General features: G+C 62.3%; 23 protein-coding genes. 11 read left to right on the top strand and 12 right to left on the bottom strand.

Features of this window, described 5'->3' with window-relative positions; all coding sequences use genetic code 11:
• Positions 1-15: 15 nt before the first annotated feature.
• The gene (locus G6N78_RS04495; RefSeq protein WP_165216082.1) at positions 16-1,122 is read right to left on the bottom strand and encodes a TRAP transporter substrate-binding protein; all 1,107 of its coding nucleotides are present in this window, start codon (positions 1,120-1,122) and stop codon (positions 16-18) included.
• 232 nt (positions 1,123-1,354) lie between these two features.
• On the opposite strand from G6N78_RS04495, the gene mbfA reads away from it, so the two are divergent.
• Entirely contained in the window at positions 1,355-2,335 is a 981-nt protein-coding gene (mbfA, locus tag G6N78_RS04490; RefSeq protein ID WP_165216081.1) for an iron exporter MbfA, read from the top strand.
• A 99-nt stretch (positions 2,336-2,434) separates the two neighbouring features.
• On the opposite strand, the gene G6N78_RS04485 is transcribed toward mbfA, so the two are convergent.
• Both G6N78_RS04485 and G6N78_RS04480 read right to left on the bottom strand, forming a co-directional pair.
• Complete coding sequence (locus G6N78_RS04485; protein ID WP_165216079.1) at positions 2,435-3,049, bottom strand: transglutaminase-like cysteine peptidase; 615 nt, start codon at positions 3,047-3,049, stop codon at positions 2,435-2,437.
• A 139-nt stretch (positions 3,050-3,188) separates the two neighbouring features.
• The gene (locus tag G6N78_RS04480; protein ID WP_165216078.1) at positions 3,189-3,983 is read right to left on the bottom strand and encodes an alpha/beta hydrolase; all 795 of its coding nucleotides are present in this window, start codon (positions 3,981-3,983) and stop codon (positions 3,189-3,191) included.
• Between the two features lie 181 nt (positions 3,984-4,164).
• Here G6N78_RS04480 and infC point away from each other — a divergent pair, with 181 nt between their 5' ends.
• The 10 genes from infC to pheT all read left to right on the top strand — a co-directional run bounded on the left by infC (position 4,165) and on the right by pheT (position 10,808).
• Positions 4,165-4,701 (top strand): translation initiation factor IF-3, encoded by a 537-nt coding sequence (gene infC / locus G6N78_RS04475; protein ID WP_165221277.1) that lies wholly within the window; start codon positions 4,165-4,167, stop codon positions 4,699-4,701.
• 195 nt (positions 4,702-4,896) lie between these two features.
• A complete protein-coding gene (gene rpmI / locus G6N78_RS04470; protein ID WP_165216076.1) occupies positions 4,897-5,100 on the top strand; it encodes a 50S ribosomal protein L35 in 204 nt (67 codons plus the stop codon).
• A 39-nt stretch (positions 5,101-5,139) separates the two neighbouring features.
• The gene (rplT, locus tag G6N78_RS04465; protein ID WP_165216075.1) at positions 5,140-5,544 is read left to right on the top strand and encodes a 50S ribosomal protein L20; all 405 of its coding nucleotides are present in this window, start codon (positions 5,140-5,142) and stop codon (positions 5,542-5,544) included.
• Positions 5,545-5,688: 144 nt separating this feature from the next.
• Positions 5,689-6,774, top strand: coding sequence for a phenylalanine--tRNA ligase subunit alpha (pheS, locus tag G6N78_RS04460; RefSeq protein ID WP_165216073.1), 1,086 nt, complete (start codon positions 5,689-5,691; stop codon positions 6,772-6,774).
• A 37-nt stretch (positions 6,775-6,811) separates the two neighbouring features.
• Complete coding sequence (locus G6N78_RS26020; protein WP_165216072.1) at positions 6,812-7,108, top strand: BrnT family toxin; 297 nt, start codon at positions 6,812-6,814, stop codon at positions 7,106-7,108.
• Positions 7,044-7,406: a BrnA antitoxin family protein gene (locus G6N78_RS04450; protein ID WP_165216070.1), complete on the top strand. Its 363-nt coding sequence runs from the start codon at positions 7,044-7,046 to the stop codon at positions 7,404-7,406. Before G6N78_RS26020 ends, G6N78_RS04450 begins: the two co-directional genes overlap by 65 nt.
• 4 nt (positions 7,407-7,410) lie before the next feature.
• Positions 7,411-7,644: a DUF4160 domain-containing protein gene (locus G6N78_RS04445; RefSeq protein ID WP_165216069.1), complete on the top strand. Its 234-nt coding sequence runs from the start codon at positions 7,411-7,413 to the stop codon at positions 7,642-7,644.
• The gene (locus G6N78_RS04440; protein WP_165216067.1) at positions 7,628-7,906 is read left to right on the top strand and encodes a DUF2442 domain-containing protein; all 279 of its coding nucleotides are present in this window, start codon (positions 7,628-7,630) and stop codon (positions 7,904-7,906) included. Before G6N78_RS04445 ends, G6N78_RS04440 begins: the two co-directional genes overlap by 17 nt.
• Before the next feature lie 9 nt (positions 7,907-7,915).
• Positions 7,916-8,329 (top strand): hypothetical protein, encoded by a 414-nt coding sequence (locus G6N78_RS04435; RefSeq protein WP_165216066.1) that lies wholly within the window; start codon positions 7,916-7,918, stop codon positions 8,327-8,329.
• A gap of 52 nt (positions 8,330-8,381) precedes the next feature.
• Positions 8,382-10,808: a phenylalanine--tRNA ligase subunit beta gene (pheT, locus tag G6N78_RS04430; protein ID WP_165216064.1), complete on the top strand. Its 2,427-nt coding sequence runs from the start codon at positions 8,382-8,384 to the stop codon at positions 10,806-10,808.
• Positions 10,809-10,884: 76 nt separating this feature from the next.
• On the opposite strand, the gene G6N78_RS04425 is transcribed toward pheT, so the two are convergent.
• The 9 genes from G6N78_RS04425 to xseA form a co-directional block, all read right to left on the bottom strand.
• Positions 10,885-13,074, bottom strand: coding sequence for a methyl-accepting chemotaxis protein (locus tag G6N78_RS04425; protein WP_234905877.1), 2,190 nt, complete (start codon positions 13,072-13,074; stop codon positions 10,885-10,887).
• A 1,299-nt stretch (positions 13,075-14,373) separates the two neighbouring features.
• Positions 14,374-15,369 carry an aldo/keto reductase gene (locus tag G6N78_RS04420; protein ID WP_165216063.1) on the bottom strand — a complete coding sequence of 332 codons (996 nt, stop codon included), beginning with the start codon at positions 15,367-15,369 and terminating at the stop codon, positions 14,374-14,376.
• Between the two features lie 13 nt (positions 15,370-15,382).
• Positions 15,383-15,832, bottom strand: coding sequence for a GNAT family N-acetyltransferase (locus G6N78_RS04415; RefSeq protein ID WP_165216062.1), 450 nt, complete (start codon positions 15,830-15,832; stop codon positions 15,383-15,385).
• Complete coding sequence (locus G6N78_RS04410) at positions 15,829-16,779, bottom strand: aldo/keto reductase (RefSeq protein WP_165216060.1); 951 nt, start codon at positions 16,777-16,779, stop codon at positions 15,829-15,831. The genes G6N78_RS04415 and G6N78_RS04410 overlap by 4 nt, the downstream gene beginning before the upstream one ends.
• Positions 16,780-16,876: 97 nt before the next feature.
• The gene (locus tag G6N78_RS04405; RefSeq protein WP_165216059.1) at positions 16,877-17,884 is read right to left on the bottom strand and encodes a GlxA family transcriptional regulator; all 1,008 of its coding nucleotides are present in this window, start codon (positions 17,882-17,884) and stop codon (positions 16,877-16,879) included.
• The gene (locus G6N78_RS04400; protein ID WP_165216057.1) at positions 17,881-18,435 is read right to left on the bottom strand and encodes an isochorismatase family protein; all 555 of its coding nucleotides are present in this window, start codon (positions 18,433-18,435) and stop codon (positions 17,881-17,883) included. The genes G6N78_RS04405 and G6N78_RS04400 overlap by 4 nt, the downstream gene beginning before the upstream one ends.
• A 156-nt stretch (positions 18,436-18,591) precedes the next feature.
• The gene (locus tag G6N78_RS04395; protein WP_165216056.1) at positions 18,592-18,936 is read right to left on the bottom strand and encodes an SH3 domain-containing protein; all 345 of its coding nucleotides are present in this window, start codon (positions 18,934-18,936) and stop codon (positions 18,592-18,594) included.
• Complete coding sequence (locus G6N78_RS04390; RefSeq protein WP_165221271.1) at positions 18,936-19,526, bottom strand: NAD(P)H-dependent oxidoreductase; 591 nt, start codon at positions 19,524-19,526, stop codon at positions 18,936-18,938. Before G6N78_RS04390 ends, G6N78_RS04395 begins: the two co-directional genes overlap by 1 nt.
• A gap of 9 nt (positions 19,527-19,535) precedes the next feature.
• Positions 19,536-21,149, bottom strand: a complete 1,614-nt coding sequence (xseA, locus tag G6N78_RS04385) for an exodeoxyribonuclease VII large subunit (protein ID WP_165216054.1) — start codon at positions 21,147-21,149, stop codon at positions 19,536-19,538.
• Positions 21,150-21,178 lie beyond the last annotated feature (29 nt).

The following is a 21,178-nucleotide window of genomic DNA, read 5'->3' as shown; positions in this document are numbered from 1 at the left end:
GTGCTTGTGCAGGGCTCAGAGCGTGCCGTTGCGCTGCTGGATCATCATGAAGGTGTCGAAGCTGTAGTCTGCAATCTGCATCCACAGGTAACCGTCCTTCTTGAACGCCTGCTGGCTGTCGTAGATCTTCTTGAAGGCGGCGTTCTTGGCCGAGATCTCCGCATAGGTTTCCTGGGCCGCCTTGTAGCAAACGTCCAGAATGTCCTGGCTGAACGGACGCAGGATCGCGCCCTCCGCCACCAGTTCGCGCAGCGCCTTGGCATTCAGCGCGTCGTATTTTTCCAGCATCAGCGCATTCACGCGGGCGCAGGCATCGGTGAGCACACGCTGGTAGGTTTTCGGCAGCGCGTTGAACTTCTCCAGGTTGAAGAAGGCATGCACCGTCGGGCCGCCTTCCCACCAGGCCGGGTAGTAGTAGTACTTGGCCACCTTGTAGAAGCCGAGCTTGTGGTCGTCATACGGACCGACGAATTCGGTGGCGTCGATCGTGCCCTTTTCGAGCGCGGCATAGACATCGCCGCCGGCGATCTGCTGCGGGGTCACGCCCACCTTGGTCATCACCTGGCCGGCGAGGCCCGCAATGCGCATCTTCAGGCCCTTCAGGTCATCGACGGTCTTGATTTCCTTGCGGAACCAGCCGCCCATCTGGGCGCCGGTATTGCCGGCGGGAAGCGCATAGAGGTTATAGCCGGCGAGGAATTCGTTGATCAGCTCGTTGCCGCCGCCGACGGAGAACCAGGAATTGGCAAGCCGTGCATTGAGGCCGAAGGGAATGGCGGTGCCGAGCGCGAAAGCCGGGTCCTTGCCGACGTAATAATAGGCGCAGGTATGCGCCATCTCGACCGTTCCGGCAGCCACCGCATCGGCGGCCTGCAGCGGGGGAACGATTTCGCCGGCCGCATAGGTCTGGATCTGGAACTTGCCGCCGGTCGCCTCGGACACGCTCTTGGCAATTTCGGTAGCGCTGTCGAACAGCACGTCCAGGCTCTTCGGGAAGGACGAGGTCAGGCGCCAAGTGATTTCGGGGTTTTCCTGAGCGAGTGCCGGTGCGGCGAGAGCGGTGGCTGCAGCCGCGCCAACGCCGGCAGCGCCGGCCTGGCGGAAGAATGATCTGCGGTTCATGATACGCGATGCCTTTGAAATGACGGCCGATGGAAGGACGGAGTGTGAGCAAACGCTCACGCTCGGCGGTGCTAAACCACTTTGTTGCCTGCCCTGCAAGGCAAAAGGACGGAAAATTGCGTGCCCTGCTCGGTTTTTGATCTGTCCTTGCGTCAGCCGCGGCCGTGAAAGAGCCTCTTGAAATCTCGAAACGGTGGAATAGAATTAGAATAATTCTAAAAAGGATTTTCCCATGTTGGATCTGTTTCGCGGCGGCCGCCGTGCCTTTGAAAGCCTGAGCGAGCCGGAAATTCTGGCGCTTGCCATTTCCTCGGAAGAGGAGGATGCCCGCATCTACCAGTCCTATGCTGCCTCCCTGTCCGATCGGGCACCCGACAGCGCCAAGGTCTTCCGGGATATGGCGGAGGTGGAGCAGGCGCACCGTAACATGCTGATCTCGCAGTTCCGCCAGCGTTTCGGCGAAGATATCCCGCTGATCCGCCGCGAACATGTGCGTGGCTTCTACCAGCGGCGGCCGGACTGGCTGATGAGCAATCTGTCGCTGGAGACCATCCGCGCCCAGGCGGAACTGATGGAGGCCCAGGCCTTCCGCTTCTATACCGAAGCAGGCAAGCGCGTCACCGATGCCGGCACACGGCAATTGCTGGGCGACCTGGCGCTGGCCGAACAGGGACACGGGGAAATCGCCCATCGGCTGGGCGAAAAACATACGCCGGATGAGGTGCGGGAGGAGGAGGACCAGACGGAGCGCCGGCAGTTCATCCTCACCTATGTGCAGCCGGGCCTGGCCGGCCTGATGGACGGATCCGTCTCGACGCTCGCCCCCATCTTCGCCGCGGCCTTTGCCACGCAGGATACCTGGCAGACCTTCCTCATCGGCCTGTCGGCCTCCGTCGGTGCCGGCATTTCGATGGGCTTTACGGAAGCCGCCCATGATGACGGCAAGCTGTCGGGCCGCGGTTCGCCGCTCAAGCGTGGTCTTGCCTCCGGCATCATGACGGCGCTTGGCGGCCTTGGCCATGCCCTGCCTTATCTCATCCCGCATTTCTGGACGGCGACCATTGTCGCAGCCATCGTCGTGTTCTTCGAATTGTGGGCGATCGCCTTCATTCAGAACAAGTATATGGAAACACCCTTCCTGCGGGCGGTCTTCCAGGTCGTGTTCGGTGGCTCGCTGGTGCTGGCGGCGGGCATTCTCATCGGCAACGGATGATCAGGCCTGCAGCGCCATATCCAGGAACGAATAAGGCCGGTTCGCGCCGGCCTTAGAGTTTGTTGATTTCAGTGCTCGATCCGGCGATCCGGAGCGTGGTCAGCGCAGAGCGCCGACGACGATCTCGCGACCGTCTTCGATCGTCACCCAGCGGCCGGTGTTGAACGAGGCCTGGCGCTTCAGGAAGGTGTAGGACGTATCGGTCCACATCTTCACGTCGTCTGTCAGATTGTCGAGGATGTAATCGCCATCGGAGGTGCGCACCGTCAGCACGGCATGGCCTTCGCCGTCCGGCTTGCGCACCACGGTAATCAGCAGGTCGGCGAGCGAGAAGCCCTTTTCCGCCAGTTCCTTGCGCTTTTCCAGCGCATAGTCTTCGCAGTCGCCCGCGGTGACCGGATAGGCCCAGACCTCTTCGCGGCCATAGACTTCCATGTCCGTCTTGGCTTCGTAGCGGTGATTGACCGAGATGTTGATGTCGCGGATGGCGGACCAGCCGAATTCCGTCACCTTCGGCGCCGGGGTGGAGGCGAAGCGCTGATTGCACTCGTCCACATGCGTCTGACAAAATTCGTAGTGGCCGATCGGCTGCGAGGTGATCTGACCCGTCGTCATGTGGGCCATCGAGCGCGGAGCCGGAATGGCGGCAGTCGCCGGAGCAAGCATAGCAACAACAGCCACGGCAAAGTGCCGTGCCTTGAGGGCATTCATCATGGACCCGTCCCTTAAAATCCTAACGAAACGTTAAGATCGGGAAGGGGCGGGTGTCAATTATGAACGAAGTCTTAACGGCTGTTCTCGCAATTTATGGTTAAGACTGCTGCATTTTAGCAGCAGCTAACGGTGTGGCCGATCAGACCATTGCCCGGATCGCCGCCTGCAGCTTGTCGATGTCCTGGGGCCGCGACAGGCGGTGGTCGCCGTCACGAATGAGCGTCAGCACCACATCGTCCGCCGGCAGGTGCTCCAGCAGCGTCATGGCGTGCCGGTAGGGAACATCTTCATCCCGCATGCCCTGCAGGATGTGCACGGGGCACCTGGTTTCGATGAGGCCGGTCATCACGCGGTTGAGGCGTCCGTCCTCCAGCAGGGCCTGCGTGAAGATGTTCGGCTCCGGGCTGTATTCGGAGACTTCTTCGAAAAACCCGCGCTGGGAAAGCTGCCGGCGTTCGTTTTCCGTGAGCGCCGGCTCGATAAGCGCGCTGGTGAAGTCCGGCGCCGGCGCGATCAGCACCATGCCGGCGATCTTCGGACCGCTGCCGCGTTTGCGGATCTCCTGCAGGACCCGAAGCGCGATCCAGCCCCCCATCGACGAGCCGATCAGGACCAGCCGTTCGGCCGGATGGGCGTCGATGACGGCGAGCGATTCCTCCACCCAGCGCGAGATCGTGCCGTCCCGGAAGGCGCCGCCGGATTGGCCGTGACCCGAATAGTCGAAGCGCAGGCAGGCAAGGCCGAGCTCTGCCGCCAGCCTGTCCGTTTCGGCCGCCTTCGTTCCCGTCATGTCGGAGCGGTAGCCGCCGAGCCAGACGAGCTGGGTGTTGCCGCCATCGGTTGCCTCGCGGTGCAGCACGGCGATCGCGCGTTCATCGCCCGCCTGGCCGACGGAGAGGGTCCGAAGTGCGGGCGTCGATTGCGTTGAATTCATGTCTGCCTCCATCTGTATCGAGGCACTCTATAAAACAGATTCGCAAAAACCCGGCAGCAGGTGATTTCCTGCACGAACTATGCTATTGACTTCGCCGCAGCGTTGACGACATTGCCCGCTATTGCGCTGGGCGCAGATGATCGCCGTTGCGATCCAGGGATAATTCTAGGAGAATACGACCATTCGCAGACCTTTCAAAGCCGACGCTCCAGTCAAGGACGGGCCGCGCTCAAACCGGGAAATCCGCATCCCCCGCGTTCAGCTGATCAACGCAGAGGGTGAAAACCTCGGCATCGTGCCGACAGATCAGGCGCTCAAGATGGCGGAAGAGGCGGGGCTCGATCTGGTCGAGATTTCTCCCAACAACGACCCGCCGGTCTGCAAGATCCTCGATCTCGGCAAGCTGAAATACGCCAACCAGAAGAAGGCGGCCGAAGCGCGCAAGAAGCAGAAGATCGTCGAAATCAAAGAAATCAAGATGCGCCCGAACATCGACACCCATGATTATGAGGTGAAGATGAAGGCCATCATTCGGTTCTTCGAGGATGGCGACAAGGTTCGTGTGACGCTGCGTTTCCGTGGCCGCGAAATGGCGCACCAGGAACTCGGCATGAAGCTTCTGCTTCAGGTGAAGGAAGACACCGCGGCGATTGCCAAGGTGGAAGCCGAACCGAAGCTCGAAGGTCGTCAGATGATGATGGTGCTGGCCCCTCGCTGAGGCCAGCTCCGGTTGCCGGCCATCGCCGCCACCGGTCATCTCATCGCAATCCGCACCACCCCCATTGCGCTTTGCGGTATGTGCCGCTATAAGCGCGCGTCCGAACGGTCCGGCAGGGCATGCCGTGGCCGTTTTTGAATAGCTTGGAACTGGCCTCATCAGCCGGATCCGATACAAGAATTATGGAGTAGCAAAATGCCCAAGATGAAGACGAAGTCGTCCGCCAAGAAGCGGTTCAAGGTTACCGCGACCGGTAAGGTCGTTGCAGCCGCCGCCGGCAAGCGTCACGGCATGATCAAGCGTTCCAACAAGTTCATCCGCGATGCTCGCGGCACGATGATCCTTGCCGAACCCGATGGCAAGAAGGTTATCAAGAACTACCTGCCGAACGGTCTCTGAGACCCATTCGCTACCGGAACACGTTAAGGAGATCATGACATGGCACGCGTAAAACGTGGCGTAACTTCCCGCGCCAAGCACACCAAGACCCTCAAGGCCGCCAAGGGTTTCTACGGCCGCCGCAAGAACACCATCCGCGCCGCAAAGGCGGCTGTGGACCGTTCGCGTCAGTTTGCCACGCGCGACCGTAAGGTCAACAAGCGCAACTTCCGCGCTCTGTGGATTCAGCGTATCAACGCTGCTGTTCGCGAATTCGGCCTGACCTACGGCCGTTTCATCGACGGCCTGAACAAGGCTGGCATCGAAGTGGACCGCAAGGTTCTGTCCGACATGGCCATCCATGAGCCGGCCGCATTCGGTGCGCTCGTCGAAGCTTCCAAGAAGGCACTCGAGTACCTCAAGGACGCCGGCACGACCAACGAGTTTGAAAGCGCGGTTCGTTAACCAGCGCTTCCCAGGCTTAAAAAGCTTCGTAGATTTGGGAAACCCGCGCTGGTTTGGGCTGGCGCGGGTTTTTCATTGGATTGTCACGATCGCACGTCAGGGTCCCGCACCCGAACTTTTGCCGAGCATCACACGGAAGACACCATGTCCGATCTGGAAAACCTGAAAACCTCGCTTCTGACGGAAATTGCGGCTGCTGGCGAAGAAGCGGCCCTCGAAGCCGTGCGCGTCGCAGCGCTTGGCAAGAAGGGATCTGTCTCGGACCTCCTGAAGACGCTGGGTGCCATGAGCCCGGAGGAGCGGCAGACCCGCGGTGCGGCGATCAACGCCCTGAAGACCGAGGTGACGGAGGCGCTCAACGCCCGCAAGACGGTTCTGCGGGACGCCGCGATCAATGCGCGGCTCGCCGCCGAAACGCTTGATGTGACGCTGCCGGTCCGCTCCTCGCCCGCCGAGCGTGGCCGCATCCATCCGATCAGCCAGATCGTTGACGAGATCACCGCGATCTTCGCCGACATGGGTTTTTCCATCGCCGAAGGTCCGGATATCGAGACCGACTACTACAACTTCACGGCCCTCAATTTCCCGGAAGGCCATCCGGCCCGCGAAATGCACGACACCTTCTTCTTCCAGCCGGACGAGAAGGGTGAGCGCAAGGTGTTGCGCACGCATACCTCGCCGGTGCAGATCCGCACCATGGAAGCGCAGAAGCCGCCGATCCGCATCATCCTTCCCGGCAAGACCTACCGCCAGGATTCCGACGCCACCCATTCGCCGATGTTCCACCAGGTGGAAGGCCTCGTCGTCGACAAGAAGAGCCATGTCGGCAACATGCGCTGGATCCTGGAGGAGTTCTGCAAGGCCTTCTTCGAGGTCGACAGCGTCACCATGCGGTTCCGCCCCTCCTTCTTCCCCTTCACCGAGCCGAGCTTCGAGGTGGATATCCAGTGTGACCGCTCCTCCGGCCCGATCGTCAAGTTCGGCGAAGGCACCGACTGGATGGAAATCCTCGGCTGCGGCATGGTGCACCCGAACGTGCTGCGCGCCGGCGGCCTCGATCCCGACGAGTACCAGGGCTTTGCCTGGGGCATGGGCCTCGACCGCATCGCCATGCTGAAATACGGCATGCCGGACCTGCGCGACTTCTTCAACGCCGATGTGCGCTGGATGAGCCACTACGGCTTCCGCCCGCTCGACATGCCGACTTTGTTCGGCGGTTTGAGTAGCTGATTTATTTGTGGCCACAAACAAATGTGCGTGGTAAGCTATGGACCTGGAGTGGGATGAGGAGAAGCGGCAGGCGACCCTTCGGGAGCGTGGGCTGGATTTTGCCGATGTCGTGTATCTCGATCCGGCGAGTGTCGTGATCGATCTTGATACCCGCCGCGACTACGGCGAAATTCGCTATAACATGACCGGCTCCCTGGACGGTGTCCTTTGTCGGATCTGCTGGACTCCGAGACATGGCAAAATGCGCATCATTTCGATGAGGAAGATCAATGACCGCGAACGCAAAGTCTACGAAAGAGCAAGGACATGCTCTCCCAAGTCTGGCGGATGTTGACGCGGGACGAGTGACGCTCGAGGAGTATGAAATCGCTCATGGCGAAGACAGCGCGGAACTGACGGACGACACCATGACGCAGGCGCGTCCGGTGTCGGAGTTTCCGGAACTCGCCGGTTTTTTCAGGCAGCGCGGCGAGCGCGGTCCGCAGAAGGCGCCGGTCAAGGAACGCGTCGGGCTTCGTCTTAACAAGACTGTGGTCGAGCATTTTCGAAACACGGGGCCGGGCTGGCAAAGCCGGATCAATGAGGTGCTCGAGAACTATGTGAAGGATGGCCCAGGTCGAGCCAAGGATTGATCCGATGCCGACTGTCCTTCGAAAATATGGGTTCCGCTTCCATTTCTACTCCGCTGACCGATATGAGCCGCCTCATATTCATGTCGATGGACAGGGAGGTGAAGCGAAAGTCTGGCTGACGGATCTAAAGGTTGCGGAAGCAGGGGGCTTTAGCCAGAGGGACCTTGCCCGTATATTGGAAGTGGTCGAGGAACACAGGCAGCAGATGCTGGAGGCATGGAATGAATATTTCGCATGATTCCTATATCGAGGCGGAGCGACCGACCGAGGCTTGGTGCGACCTGCACACGTTGCATGTGCGTCTCGCCGATGGGCGACAGGTTTCCACGCCTCTGTGGTGGTATCCTCGCCTCCTGAACGCAACGCCGGCACAGCGCAACAATGTCCATCTCATGCTGGCCGGTGTTCACTGGCCTGATGTCGATGAGGATCTGTCCATTCGTGGAATGCTGGCCGGCTGGAAGGCCCCGGGTGCGAAGGCGCCGGAAAAGGCGGCCTAGGACCCTTTCATGTCTTTGCTCAACTGGGTTCCTGTTCTTGTTTCGATAGTAACTGCGCTTGCAGCGATTTGCACCTATGCTTGGAACAAGCGGGTCGATCGAAAACATGCGCTGATTGAGATCCGTCGCTCAGTCTACAGGGATTATGTGTTGGCCATTGCGGACGTTTCTCACTCTGCAAACGGTAAGGAAGAGGTCCAGTGTTATCAGAAGAAGTTGGCGGAGTTGCACTTGATTGCGTCCGACGAAGTCCTTTTGGCATGTGCGGAATTCACGGCTCTGTATCGCCTGTCAGCCGATCCAGGTTCTGATGCCAGAGCCGAAAAATACTCCAAGCTCGAGATGGCGATGCGTCGCGACTGCTTTGAGAAAACAAAGATCACTTCCGGCAAACTTCGAGAGATGTTGCCGTTCACGTTTTAAATAGCACAGGCGCTCACCGCGGATTGCGCTTTGGTAATGGTGGAAACTACCTATGAAATTCACGCTCTCCTGGCTGAAGGAACATCTGGATACGGACGCAAACCTCGAGCAGGTCTGCGAGCGCCTCACCGCGATCGGCCTCGAAGTCGAGGATGTCGATGACCGGGCGGCCTACAAGCCGTTTGTCATCGCCAAGGTCCTTTCCGCGGAAAAGCATCCCTCCGCCGACCGGCTGAAGGTGCTGATGGTCGATACGGGTGATGGTAAACCGGTGCAGGTCGTCTGCGGCGCGCCGAATGCGCGGGCGGGCCTTGTCGGCGCGCTGGCGCGGCCTGGCACCTATGTTCCCGGCATCGACGTGACGCTGTCCGTCGGCAATATCCGTGGTGTCGAAAGCCACGGCATGATGTGTTCGGAGAAGGAACTCAACATCTCCGACAATCATGACGGCATCATCGATCTGCCGGTCGATGCGCCGGTCGGCACCGCCTTTGCCGCCTATGCCGGCCTCGACGATCCGATGATTGAGATCAACCTGACGCCGAACCGCCCGGATTGCACCAGCGTTTACGGCATTGCCCGCGATCTCGCCGCCTCCGGCCTCGGGACACTGAAGGCACCGAAGGTGCCCGCTCTGCCGATCGAGGGCGAAACGCCGGTCGATGTCACAATCGATCTCGACGACGAGCGCCTCTGCCCCGGTTTTGCGCTGCGCCTCGTGCGCGGCGTGAAAAACGGCCCGAGCCCGGCCTGGATGCAGACGCGCCTGAAGGCGATCGGCCTTCGCCCGATCAACGCGCTGGTCGATATCACCAATTACATGACCTTCGACCAGGGCCGGCCGATGCATGTCTTCGACGCGGCGAAGGTGAAAGGCAATCTTACGGTTCGCCGGGCCGGGGACGGCGAGGAGATCCTGGCGCTCGACACCCGCACCTACAAGCTGACCCCGAACACCGTGGTCATCGCCGACGACAATGGCGTCGAATCGATCGGCGGCATCATGGGCGGCGAACATTCCGGCTGCGACGAGAACACCGTGGACGTGCTGATCGAATCGGCGCTCTGGGACCCGATCAACATCGCGAAATCCGGCCGTAGCCTCGGCATCATCACCGATGCGCGCTACCGGTTCGAGCGTGGCGTCGATCCGGAATACATGATGCCGGGCCTGGAGCGCACGACGGAACTGGTCGTTGAACTCTGCGGCGGAACGCCCGCCAAGGCCAAGGTCGCCGGCTACAAGGGCCATGACCGCAAGGTGGTCGATTTCCCCTTCTCCGAAGTCAAGCGCCTGACGGGCCTCACGGTGTCGGTCGAGGAAAGCCGGCAGATCCTGACCGGTCTCGGCTTCGAGATCCTGTCCGGTGACGATACCCAGGTGCAGGTCGCGGTACCCTCCTGGCGTCCGGACGTCGAAGGCAAGGCCGATCTCGTCGAAGAGATCATGCGTATCCACGGCGTCGACAACATCAAGCCGGAACCGCTTCCCGCCAAGGAGACGGTGAATGCCCGCATCCTGACGACGCTGCAGATCCGCACGCGCACCGCCAAGCGGGCGCTCGCAAGCCGCGGCATGCTGGAGGCTGTCACCTGGTCCTTCATTCCCGAAGATCAGGCAAAGCTCTTCGGCGGCGGACAGCCTTCGCTGAAGCTGGCAAACCCGATTGCCGCCGATATGTCCGACATGCGCCCGTCGCTGCTGCCGGGGCTGTTGACCGCTGCCCAGCGCAATGCCGACAAGGGCTATGGCGATGTGGCGATCTTCGAAGTCTCCGGCACCTATGAGGGTGACACGCCGGACAAGCAGCGCCGCGTCGCCGGCGGCATCCGCCGTGGCACGGCAACGCTCGCCGGTGCCGGCCGGTCCTGGTCGAATGCGGCCAAGGGCGGCGGCAAGCCGGTCGACGTCTATGATGCGAAAGCCGATGCGCTGGCGGTGATCGAGGCCTGTGGCCTGCCGATGGGCAATGTGCAGGTGGAGCAGGGCGGTCCCGCCTGGTATCACCCGGGCCGCTGCGGCACGATCAAGATGGGGCCGAAGGTGGTGCTCGGCCATTTCGGCGAGTTCCATCCGAACACGCTCTCGGCACTCGATGTCTCCGGAGCGCTCTGCGGCTTCGAGGTCTATCTCGATGCCATGCCGGAGCCGAAGAAGAAGGCGACGCGCACCAAGCCGGCGCTGGAGCTCTCGCCGTTCCAGATGGTGAAGCGCGATTTCGCCTTCGTGGTGGAAAAGGCCGTCGATGCCGGTTCGATCATCAAGGCGGCAACGAGTGCCGACCGCAAGCTGATCACCGGTGTCAACGTTTTCGACGTCTTCGAGGGCGCCTCGCTCGGCGAGGGCAAGAAGTCGATTGCCATTGAGGTGCTGATCCAGCCGACCGACAAGACGCTGACCGACGAGGATTTCGACGCGCTGACGAAGAAGATCGTCGGCAATGTCGAAAAGACGACCGGCGGAACCTTGCGCGCCTGACGCCAAGCAAAAATCAATCCCATGAATAAGCCGCCGGCGCCTCTGCACCGGCGGCTTTTTTTCTGCCTATCGGCGGTCAGGAGGCGAGAGCGTAACGTGCGGCGGCGCCCTGTCCCGAGGTGACGCTGGTTCGGAAGCGCTGGACCATGGTGGCAAGATTGTCGGTCTCGTGCGACAGGTTCTGGGCGGCGGCGGTGGTTTCCTCGACCATGGCTGCATTCTGCTGCGTGACCTTGTCCATGTTGTCGCCGGCGGCCGTCACCTCCCGCAGGCTGGCGGCCTGTTCGCGCGCGGCGTGCGCGATCTGGTCCATGGTGTCGCTCATGGAGACGACCTGCGCGACGATCTCTGCGAGAGACCCGCCGGATGCCTTAACAAGATCGACGCCGGACTGCACCTGGGCGCTGGAGGTGGAAATGAGTTCCTTGATCTCGCGGGCGGCGGTGGCCGAGCGTTGTGCGAGTTCCCGGACCTCCTGGGCAACCACGGCAAAGCCCTTGCCGGCTTCACCGGCACGTGCCGCCTCGACGCCCGCATTCAGGGCCAGGAGATTGGTCTGGAAGGCAATCTCATCGATCACGCCGATAATGTTGCCGATCTTTTCGGACGATCCCTGGATCGCGGACATGGCATCGATGGCACGCGACACGATATCGCCGCCCTTCTCCGCATTCGACCTTGCTGTGCCGACGATCGCCTGCGCCTTGGAAGCGCCATCCGCCGTGGAGTTGACGCCGCGAGAGACCTCGGCCAGCGCAGCGATGGTCTCCTCGAGCGAGGCCGCCTGTTGTTCGGTGCGGCGCGCAAGATCGTTGGAGGCGACCGAGATTTCGCCGAGGCCGGAGCGGATAGTGGCAACCGTTACGATAACGCCGCCGACGGCCTGTTCGAGCGAGGCAACGGAACTGTTGAAATTCTCGCGAATGCCTTCGAATTCGGGCGCAACCGCCTCGTTCATGCGCACCGTCAGATCGCCACGAGCCAGGGCGGTGAAACCCGTCTGGACTTGATGCACGAAGTGACGGAGGTCCTCGGCCTTGGCATTGTCGATCGCCATCTGTTGTTCGCGTTCGCTCTGCATAGCCCGTTCAAGCTTTTCCTGCTCCCGGCGCGCGGTCACGCCATTCTTCAGGTCGTGGCGGAACTGTTCCAGGGCACGCGCCAGCATGCCCGTCTCATCGGTGCGCTTGACGTACTCGACCGGCGTCTCATAGTCCCCCTGCGTCAAGCGGCCAACGACTGACAGCACGCCGTTCAACGGTCGCCGGACAAGGGCGACCGACGCGGCATAGACGATACCGAGGGCTACGACGAGAATGATGACGCCGCTGATCACAGCATTGCGGACAGCCTCAAACACGGGGGCGGAGAAGACCTGAGCCGGAACATCGAGGACCGCGGCCCAGGTCGTATTCATGCCGGAGGTGGTCAAGGGATAGACAAGCCGGACGCGACCATCTTCAAAGCCGCGGATCACACGCATCTTGCCGTCAATCAGCGCGGCCTTGACTTCGGTAGCGCCCGGATCGGCATAAACCTTCATCAATTGGTCCTTGTCGGGATGGGCCAACCACTTGCCATTGTTGGCCAGCAGCATCGAATTACCACCTTCAAAGGGTTTGAGGGCTGCCAGCGAATTGACGAGGTTGTCGAGTTTGATATCAACACCTGCCAGACCGACGAGCTTGCCGTCCACCTTCACAGGCACGGAAACGGAAGTGATGAGCGCACCGATTGACGCGAGATACGGTTCCGTCACGAGGCTTGCGCCGGATTTTACGGGGCCGGCAAAGTACTCGTCCTCTGGCTTGATCTCCCAGGTGGAGAAGCCCATTGCACCGCTCTCATCCTTTGTCCAATACGCGGTAAACACGCCGGAAGCATTCAATCCCTCTGTCCCCGTCAGCGGTTTGCCGGACTGCGCGCCTGGAATTTCACACATCCAGGCACCGAACAGGTTCTTGTACTGAGGGCCGATCGCTTCTGTCAGAGCGATCACATCGCTGCGCTGACGGCTGCCTTTTTCGATGTAACCGGAAATACTGGCTGCGAGTGTCGTGCCGGCAGAGACAGCCTCCGTGATCTGCGTGGTAACACGTTGCGAGACCATAGCGGCTTTCTCCGTCGCCAGCGTCAAGACCTCGGCTTCGGTTCTCTTCTTGGCTTCCCAGCCGGTAAAGCCGGTATAGGCCGAAACGACGATGGCAATGGCCGTGCCTGTCACAAGCAGAAGCTTGCCGGAGATTGTACCGAGTATGATTTTCATGCAGATTATCCCCGTGAAATAAGCAATCATTAAAAGGCGCGAAAATAAACATATGCTTAAGTGGGCATGAATAGTTGGTGACTTGCGCGATGACGGAATACAAATGCGTTCACGCGGCCGGTTCGGCCCGTGCTGTGATCGTCCTTCGTTTCCGCATCTCCCTTCGGAGATGGTTCATTCGGCCGGGGCGCTGACAGCTGCCTCGTAAGCTAGTAATAATGTGGCACCTCTCAGCACCCCGTTCGGCATTTTTATCCGCCGGTTTGGTCCCTCTGACTGGATGGATGGGCGGGTGACGTTTGCCATCGCCGTTCCCGGCGTGCGTCCTCATCAGACGGCGCGGGCGGACAACGGGCGATGCGCCCTTCGACCTCCACCCCCTTGTGTGCCACATGAGGCACGTCCGGCGCGCTGCGCTGGGAACTCTGGAGACACTGCGCTGACGTCCGACGCGCACTGCCTCCACCCGGTCGCCGGAGGGGGACCCTGTTGGCGGACTCAGGTCATGAGGCTTTGCGTCTTGTCCTCGTGACCCGAACCGGCCCCGCATCGCCGGCACGCCTGCCGGTGTATCCGCTGCGGGACGAGGGAATTGTAGGCATGAGGTTTGGGGGTGGGGAAATTGCGGGGGCGATTTTTTTGTATTTGCGCTTGGATGTGATCCGAGGATCTGCGAAAAGATGTTTTGGAACGGTGGGTTAACAAAATCGGCGCTTTGGCAAAACGCCCCCTCTGGCTGCCGCCATCTCCCCCACAAGGGGGGAGACCGCAGGCGGCGCCCGCCGGTGCTTCGATTGGCTACGGCGGGTCGGCCGGGTTAAGCCCTCCCCCTTGTGGGGAGTGTGGGGAGGGGTCTTTTGGTGCTTGATGACAACATATGTTGGTGTACCGGCACCATACCCCCCTCTGTCCTGCCGGCGTTCGTCCCTGCAATCGATTCACTGGATCGATTGCTTCGCTTCGCGAACCCCTCCTCACCCCACCAAACGCGGGGAGATCGGCAGAACGGTTGGTCGCTCGATCGACCGTGAAGTGGAAGTGGTGTCCTCGATTGCAGTTACATGGCATGGGAAAGCGATGCCACGATGCGATCTCCCCCCTTGTGGGGGAGATGCCCGGCAGGGCAGAGGGGGGTGGCGGGCGATGAGCAAGCGTTGTGGATCCTCGGGTCAGGCCCGAGGATGACGGCTTGGAGGGCTGGTGGCGCCATAAGAGACGGTGCCGCCATCGCGCATGAGCGTTTGCGCGCATAGCGGGGCAATGTGTCGGTCGCTAAAGACCGGACGCCCCCTCATCACCTCACTTGTTCGCCATCTTCGCCATGCTTTCAGGATAGCGTTCGCCCTTGACCTTGGCGGGCGAAAGAAGGTCGCCCAGGTCCTTCACCTCTTCGGGGGTGAGGGTGATCGCGGCCGCGGCGACGTTCTTTTCCAGGTTGGCGATCTTCGTGGTGCCGGGGATCGGCACGATGAAATCGCCCTGCGCCAGCACCCAGGCGAGCGCCAGCTGGCCGGCAGTAACGCCCTTCTGTTCGGCCATCTGTTCGAGGAGCTGCACCAGCGCCAGGTTGGCGTCGAAATTCTCGCCCTGGAAGCGGGGAAGGCCGCGGCGGAAATCGTTATCGGCAAGGCCGTCGAGGCTCTTCAGCGCGCCGGTGAGCGCCCCGCGCCCGAGCGGCGAAAAGGGAACGAAGCCGATGCCGAGTTCGCGGCAGGTGGACAGAACGCCGTTTTCTTCCGGGTCACGGGTCCACAGCGAATATTCGCTCTGGATTGCGGCGATCGGATGCACGGCATGCGCCCGGCGCAGCGTTGCGGCACTGGCTTCGGAGAGCCCAAGCGCCCGCACCTTGCCCGCCTTCACGAGATCGGCCATGGCGCCGACCGTCTCTTCGATCGGCACGTCCGGATCGACGCGGTGCTGGTAGAAGAGATCGATCACCTCGACGCCCAGCCGCTTCAGCGAGGCTTCCGCCACGGCGCGCAGATGTTCGGGCCGGCTGTCGGTGCCGGAGGGGCGGGCGGCCTTGGCCTCGTCGCCGATGGTAAAGCCGAACTTGGTCGCGATCAGCACCTGGTCGCGATAGGGTTTGAGGCCCTTGCCGACCAGTTCCTCATTGGTGAAGGGACCGTAGACTTCGGCCGTATCGAAGAGGGTCACGCCAAGCTCCACCGCGCGGGCGAGCGTGGCAAGCGCGGACGTCTCGTCCGTCGAAGGGCTGTAGGCATGCGTCATGCCCATGCAGCCGAGGCCGAGCGCCGAGGTGGTGAGCGAACCGAGATGTCGGGTTTTCATGGAGTGCATCCTCTCAAAATTTGATGCGGTAGCGCACGTGGCCGTCGGAGGGCACGAAGTAATCATAGAGTTTGCGTGCCGTCGTGTTGCCTTCGTCCGTATGCCAGTAAAGGCGCGACCAGCCGTTTTTGCGGGAGAGCGCCACGAGATCCTCCATCAGGGCACGGCCGATGCCTTTGCCGCGAAACGCCGCGTCGAGGAAGAGGTCCTCCAGATAGCAATCCGGCGTCTTGACCCAGGTGGAATCGTGAAAATGGTGGATGGCAAAACCGGCCAGCCGACCATCCACCTCCGCAACCCGCATGGCCACGCGCGAGGCGGGATCGAGAATACGGGCCCAGGTATAGTCGGTCACATCATCGGCCAGCGTGACCTTGTAGAAGGCGAGGTAACTGGCCCAGAGCTGTCGCCAGGCGGCTTCGTCGCCGGCCTCGGCGTCGCGAATGATCAGATCGCCGCTCATGCGCCTGCCTCGTTCAGGCGCTGCATCTGCGCGTCGGTCAATGTCAGTGTGCCCGCGGCAATCATCGCGTCGAGCTGCGACAGCGAGGTGGCGGAGGCGATTGGCGCGGTGATGCCGGGACGGGCGGCAACCCAGGCGATCGCAATCGCGGCAAGGCTTTGGCCGGTTTCTTCGGCCACCGCATCGAGCGCGGCGAGCACCCGGTGGCCCTTGTCGTCCAGATAGGCACCGACGCGGTAAGAGCGGGCGACCCCTTGCGTATCCGCCGCCTTGCGGTACTTGCCGGTGAGGAAGCCGGCGGCGAGCGCGTAATAGCTGATCACGCCGATTTCCTGCGCGATGCAGAGATCCGCGAGCGGGCCTTCGAATTTTTCGCGGGTGTAGAGATTGTATTCCGGCTGCAGCACGTCATAGCGCGGCAGGCCGGACTTGGCGGCGGCATCGAGCGAGGCCTGGAGCTGGCCGGCATCATAGTTGGAGCAGCCGATGGCGCGCACCTTGCCGGCTCTCTTCAGCTTGTCGAAGGCTTCGAGCGTCTCTTCGATGGCGACATCCGCATCCGGCTTGTGGGCGAGGTAGAGATCGACGTAATCCGTGCCGAGGCGTCTCAGGGAGGCATCGATCGCCTGTTCGATCCAGCCCTTGGAGAGGCCGGTCTTTTCTCCGCGATTATCGAACCCGACCTTGGTGACGATCACCGCCTTGTCACGCGAAACCGTACCGCGCTTCAGCCAGCGGCCGATGACTTGTTCGCTTTCGCCGCCCTCGTGCCCGTCCACCCAGGCGGAATAGACGTCCGCCGTATCGATGCAGTTGAAGCCTGCCTCGAAAAAGCGGTCGAGCAGGGCAAACGAGGTTTTCTCGTCGGCCGTCCAGCCGAAGACATTGCCGCCGAAAACGACAGGAGCGATGGACAGGCCGGTGCGGCCAAGCGGGCGCAAATGCATGATGAAGACCTCGTGATGGGGCAGACAGATAAGAGGATATGGGGCGAGCCTAACCCTCCGGCCAGCAATGCACCATTCAATTCGCGTGATGGGAGGATCAGGTGGATAAACGCATGACGCTTGCGCGCACCTGATTTGCCCGGATAAGGCTGGGCGGCTGGTCGTAATGCTGGCGCCAGATGCGGCGCAGGTGGCGCGCCGAGGCAAAGCCGGTGCGGGCGGCGACATTTTCGAGATCGAGCATCGACTGGCTGATGATGTCGCGCGCCAGCGTGACCCGCATCAGGTTGACGTAATCGATGATCGAGAGACCGGTGTGTTCGCGAAACAGGCGCGACAAATGCCGTTCGCTGAGATGGCCGATGTTCGCGAGCCGCGCCACCGACCAGTCGGCGGCGGGGTCGGCCATGATCGCATCCTGCACGGCGTGGATGGCCGGATGCACGTGGTTGCGGCCGGAGAGCCAGGGCGAAATCTGCGGATCGCTGCCGCTCCGCCTCAGATAGATCACCATTTTGCGTGCCGCGGCGAGCGCGACCGGGGCGGAGGTCATCTGGGCGACGATGTGCAGCATGAGGTCGATGCCGGTGGAAATGCCGGCGCTGGAAAACACCGACCCGTCTTCGACATAAAGCCGGTTTTCGAGCACGGTCGCGGTGGGCGCGAGGCGGCGCAGATCGGCGATGCAATCGGCATGCGTGGTGCAGGCGCGGCCTTCCAGCAGCCCGGCTTCCGCCACCAGAAGCGCGCCGGAGCAGATGCTGACGATGCGCGTGTCCGGCCGCACCACCTGGCGCATCCAGCGGGCAAGACGGGCGCGCTCGATGGCGGTCTCCGCCGGGTGCGGCACCAGCGTCGTGGCGCCGGAGACGACGAGGAGCGCGTTCTCCGGCAAGGCCTCCGGCAGCGGTTGAAGGCCGGTCAGCGACAGGCCGATGGAGGTCACCTGCTGCGGTTCAGCGGAGACATAGGAATAGTCGAAGCGGAGCGCATCCTGATGCTGGTTGGCGTAGCGCAGGACCTCCATCGGCCCTGCGATATCGAGCAGCAGCGCATGCGGCGGCACCACCATGAGGACCGGGACGGTGGTGCCGGGCGTGCTCATGCGGCAAGCCTTGTCTCGCCAAGCGCGTCTTCGACGGAGGCGATGCGGGCGAACCGATCCTTCAGAACCATGGCCGTGTGGCGGCGGATCTCTGCCGGCGAGCGGGTGATGCCGTCCGCGTCTGTCATCGGAAAGGTCAGCGTCGCCTCGGCGACATAGGTGACCTTGAAGCCGAGATCGGAAGCGTGGCGGGTGGTGGTTTCGCAGCACTGTTCGGTGCGGATGCCGGAGATGATCAGGTTGCGGATGCCGTGTGTCGTCAGCCAGACATCGAGGCCGGAGCCGACAAGGGCGGAATGGCGGCGCTTCTCGAAGATCCGGGTGGGGGCGATGCTGAGGCCCTCGAAGGTGCGCACATGGCCGCTCTCCTTGGAGAAGGGGCCGGTATCTTCCACGTGGAAGACCTGGAGGATCGGCAGGTTGCGTATGGCGGCACCATCGATCAGCGCCTGCTGGCGCTCCAGATAACGGGAAAGATCGGCTTCGTCCCAATAGGGGCGATGGCGAAAGGACTCCTGCACGTCGATGACGATGAGGGCGGTGTCGGACATTTTCGGCTCTCCGTGTTGGTTAGGATAGCCGCAGTCTAGGCTTCTAGGCCAGCCGCAAAAGCAGGGTTTCGGACGAAGAGCGGACGTTTTCGGCCATCAGGTGGACGACGCGTGCTGACGATTGGACGGCCATGTTGGAGCGGATCGAGGATCGGCTCAGCAGGGGGCGAGGTGCTTTTCCGGTACCCAGCCCTCGGCGCCGTCGGCCCGCCGGCACCAGATCCAGCCATTAAGATGCCATGTGCCGGAGACAATCGCACCGGCCTCGCAGGTCAGTTCCTGCGCCGAATAATCGAAAGCGGCCCGGGCAGTTTCGCCGTCCTGCGCCACCAGGCGGTCCGGTATCCAGCCTTCCTGGCCCGTCGGATTGCGGGCCCAGAGCCAGAGATGGCCCTCCCAGAGATCCGTCCGGCCGGTCAGGGTCAGCACGTCGCCTTCGCGCACGGTGATCGGATCGGCATAGCTCGCCTGCCAGGCCTGCGACACGCGGAAGGAGGACATCAGAGCCGCTCCACCATGCGGCGGACCCGCTGCAGATGCGTCGCGAGCGTCCGTTGGGTGACGCGGTCCATGTCGTGCAGGGCCAGCATCCTGAAATCGAGGTGCTGTGCGCAGAAGGCGGCGATGCCGCGTTTCAGCAGGCGCCGGACCGGGTCGCCCATATAGAGTTTCACCACCCACCAGGGCGAACCGGTGGTGGTGAAGGCATAAAGATGCTTGATATTGCCGAGCGCAGGGCGGATGCGTCCACCCGCTTGGTCGTGATGGAAGGCGACGCCGGGTGCGAAGATGCGGTCGAAGAAACCCTTGAGGATGGCCGGAAAGTTGAACCACCACTGCGGAAAGACGAGGATCAGCCCGTCAGCGGCCTGCAGCCGGGCAATGACCGGATCAACAGCGCTCGTATCGGACGGCGTGTCGAAATAGGTCCGGCGCTCACGGACGGACAGCCTGGGGTCGAAATCCTCGCCGTAAAGGTCGAGCAGGTCCACGGCATGGCCGTTCTGCCGCAGGGTTTCGACGACGGCATTGGCCACCGAAGCGGCAAAACTCTCCGGCAGCGGATGTGCGAGAACGACGAGAAACCGCAGGGCCATGGTTCAGAACAAGGTCCCCTGTTCCGGCTTCTTGTCCAGAGTTGCTGGCTTGGGCGCGCGTTTGCGGGGAGCGGGCGGAGCCGTGGGCCCGGGCGAGGCCGGCGGTTCGATACCGTCACCGGCGGTGGCCGCCACGCGCCCATCGGCAAACTCGATGGAAAGGGTCTGCCCGCTGGCAACCGCCGCGGCGCGTGTGAGAGGAGTATCGTCCTCGCCGCGGATGACGGCGAAACCGCGCTTCAGCACGTTCTTGTAAGACAGCGACTGCAGCACCCGGTCCTGTGCCACAAGCGTTGCCCGGTGGCGCGCCATGGCGTGACGGATCGCCGTTTCCGCCTGCCGCGCCAGCGCTGCCGTATGTTGCCGCTCCCGGGCGATCTGGCCGGTGAGGCGCTGCGGCAATCCTGACAGTTGCGCCTCGGCGCGCTGGATGCGGCTGCGGGCGCCGAGCAACTGCCGCTCCAGGCAGCGATCCTGGCGCAGCACCTGTTCGCCGATATGGCGGCGGCGTTCCGCGATGCGGTTTGAGAGAAGGTCGAGCCTCAGGCCGGCGGTTGCCCGTTCGAATTGGCGACGTTTGGCAATCGCCGTACGCTCCAGCCCGCGTCCGAGACCGGCGGCGGCCTCGTCGAAACGCCGGCGGGGAAGGGCGAGCAACTGGTCGAGCGAGGGAAGCGCCCGCATCAGCGAACGCAGCGCCTGGCGGCGATTGTCCATCTGGCGGCTGGAGGCGCCCCGCAGCCGAGCCGACAGGTTCGCGAGTTGTGCTTCGAGTTCCGCCTTCACCGGCACGGCCATTTCCGCAGCCCCTGTCGGCGTCGGCGCCCGCACGTCCGCAGCATGGTCGATCAGCGTCCAGTCCGTTTCGTGGCCAACGGCGGAAATCAGCGGGATGGCGCTGTCGGCCGCCGCGCGCACCACGGCCTCGTCGTTGAAACTCCAGAGGTCCTCCAGGCTGCCGCCGCCACGTGCCACGATCAGAACGTCCGGCCGCCGCACAGGCCCCAGCGGATCAAGAAAATTGAAGCCGCGGATGGCATTGGCCACCTCGTCGCCGGAGCCTTCGCCCTGCACCTTGACCGGCCAGACGATGACATGCACCGGAAAACGATCGGAAATGCGGTGCAGGATATCGCGGATGACGGCGCCGGTCGGAGAGGTGACAACACCGATCACCGTCGGCAGGAAGGGGAGCGGCCGTTTGCGGGCCGGATCGAACAGGCCTTCGGCGGCAAGCTTCTTCTTGCGCTCCTCGATCAGCGCCATCAGCGCCCCGGCACCCGCCGGTTCCAGCGTCTCGATGACGATCTGGTATTTGGAGGAGCCGGGGAAGGTGGTGACCTTGCCGGTGGCAATCACCTCCATGCCCTCTTCCGGACGGAATTTCAGCTTGGAGAAGGAGCCTTTCCAGATCACCGCATCGATGCGCGCCTTGTCGTCCTTCAGCGCGAAATAGGCATGACCGGAGGAATGCGGGCCGCGATAGCCGGAGATTTCGCCGCGCACCCGCACATGATCGAAAGCGGTCTCGACCGTCCGTTTGATCGAGCCGGAGAGTTCCGACACCGACAATTCGGCAAGGTTGGTCTGGGTCTCGCTGAAAAAGGGCCTGTTCATGGATCTGTTCTAGCCGATTTGAGTCGAGG

Source organism: Allorhizobium pseudoryzae (assembly GCF_011046245.1).
In the GTDB taxonomy this organism is placed as follows: domain Bacteria; phylum Pseudomonadota; class Alphaproteobacteria; order Rhizobiales; family Rhizobiaceae; genus Neorhizobium; species Neorhizobium pseudoryzae.
Note: the sequence above shows the minus strand (reverse complement) of the source record. Positions and strands in the feature narration are given on the sequence as shown.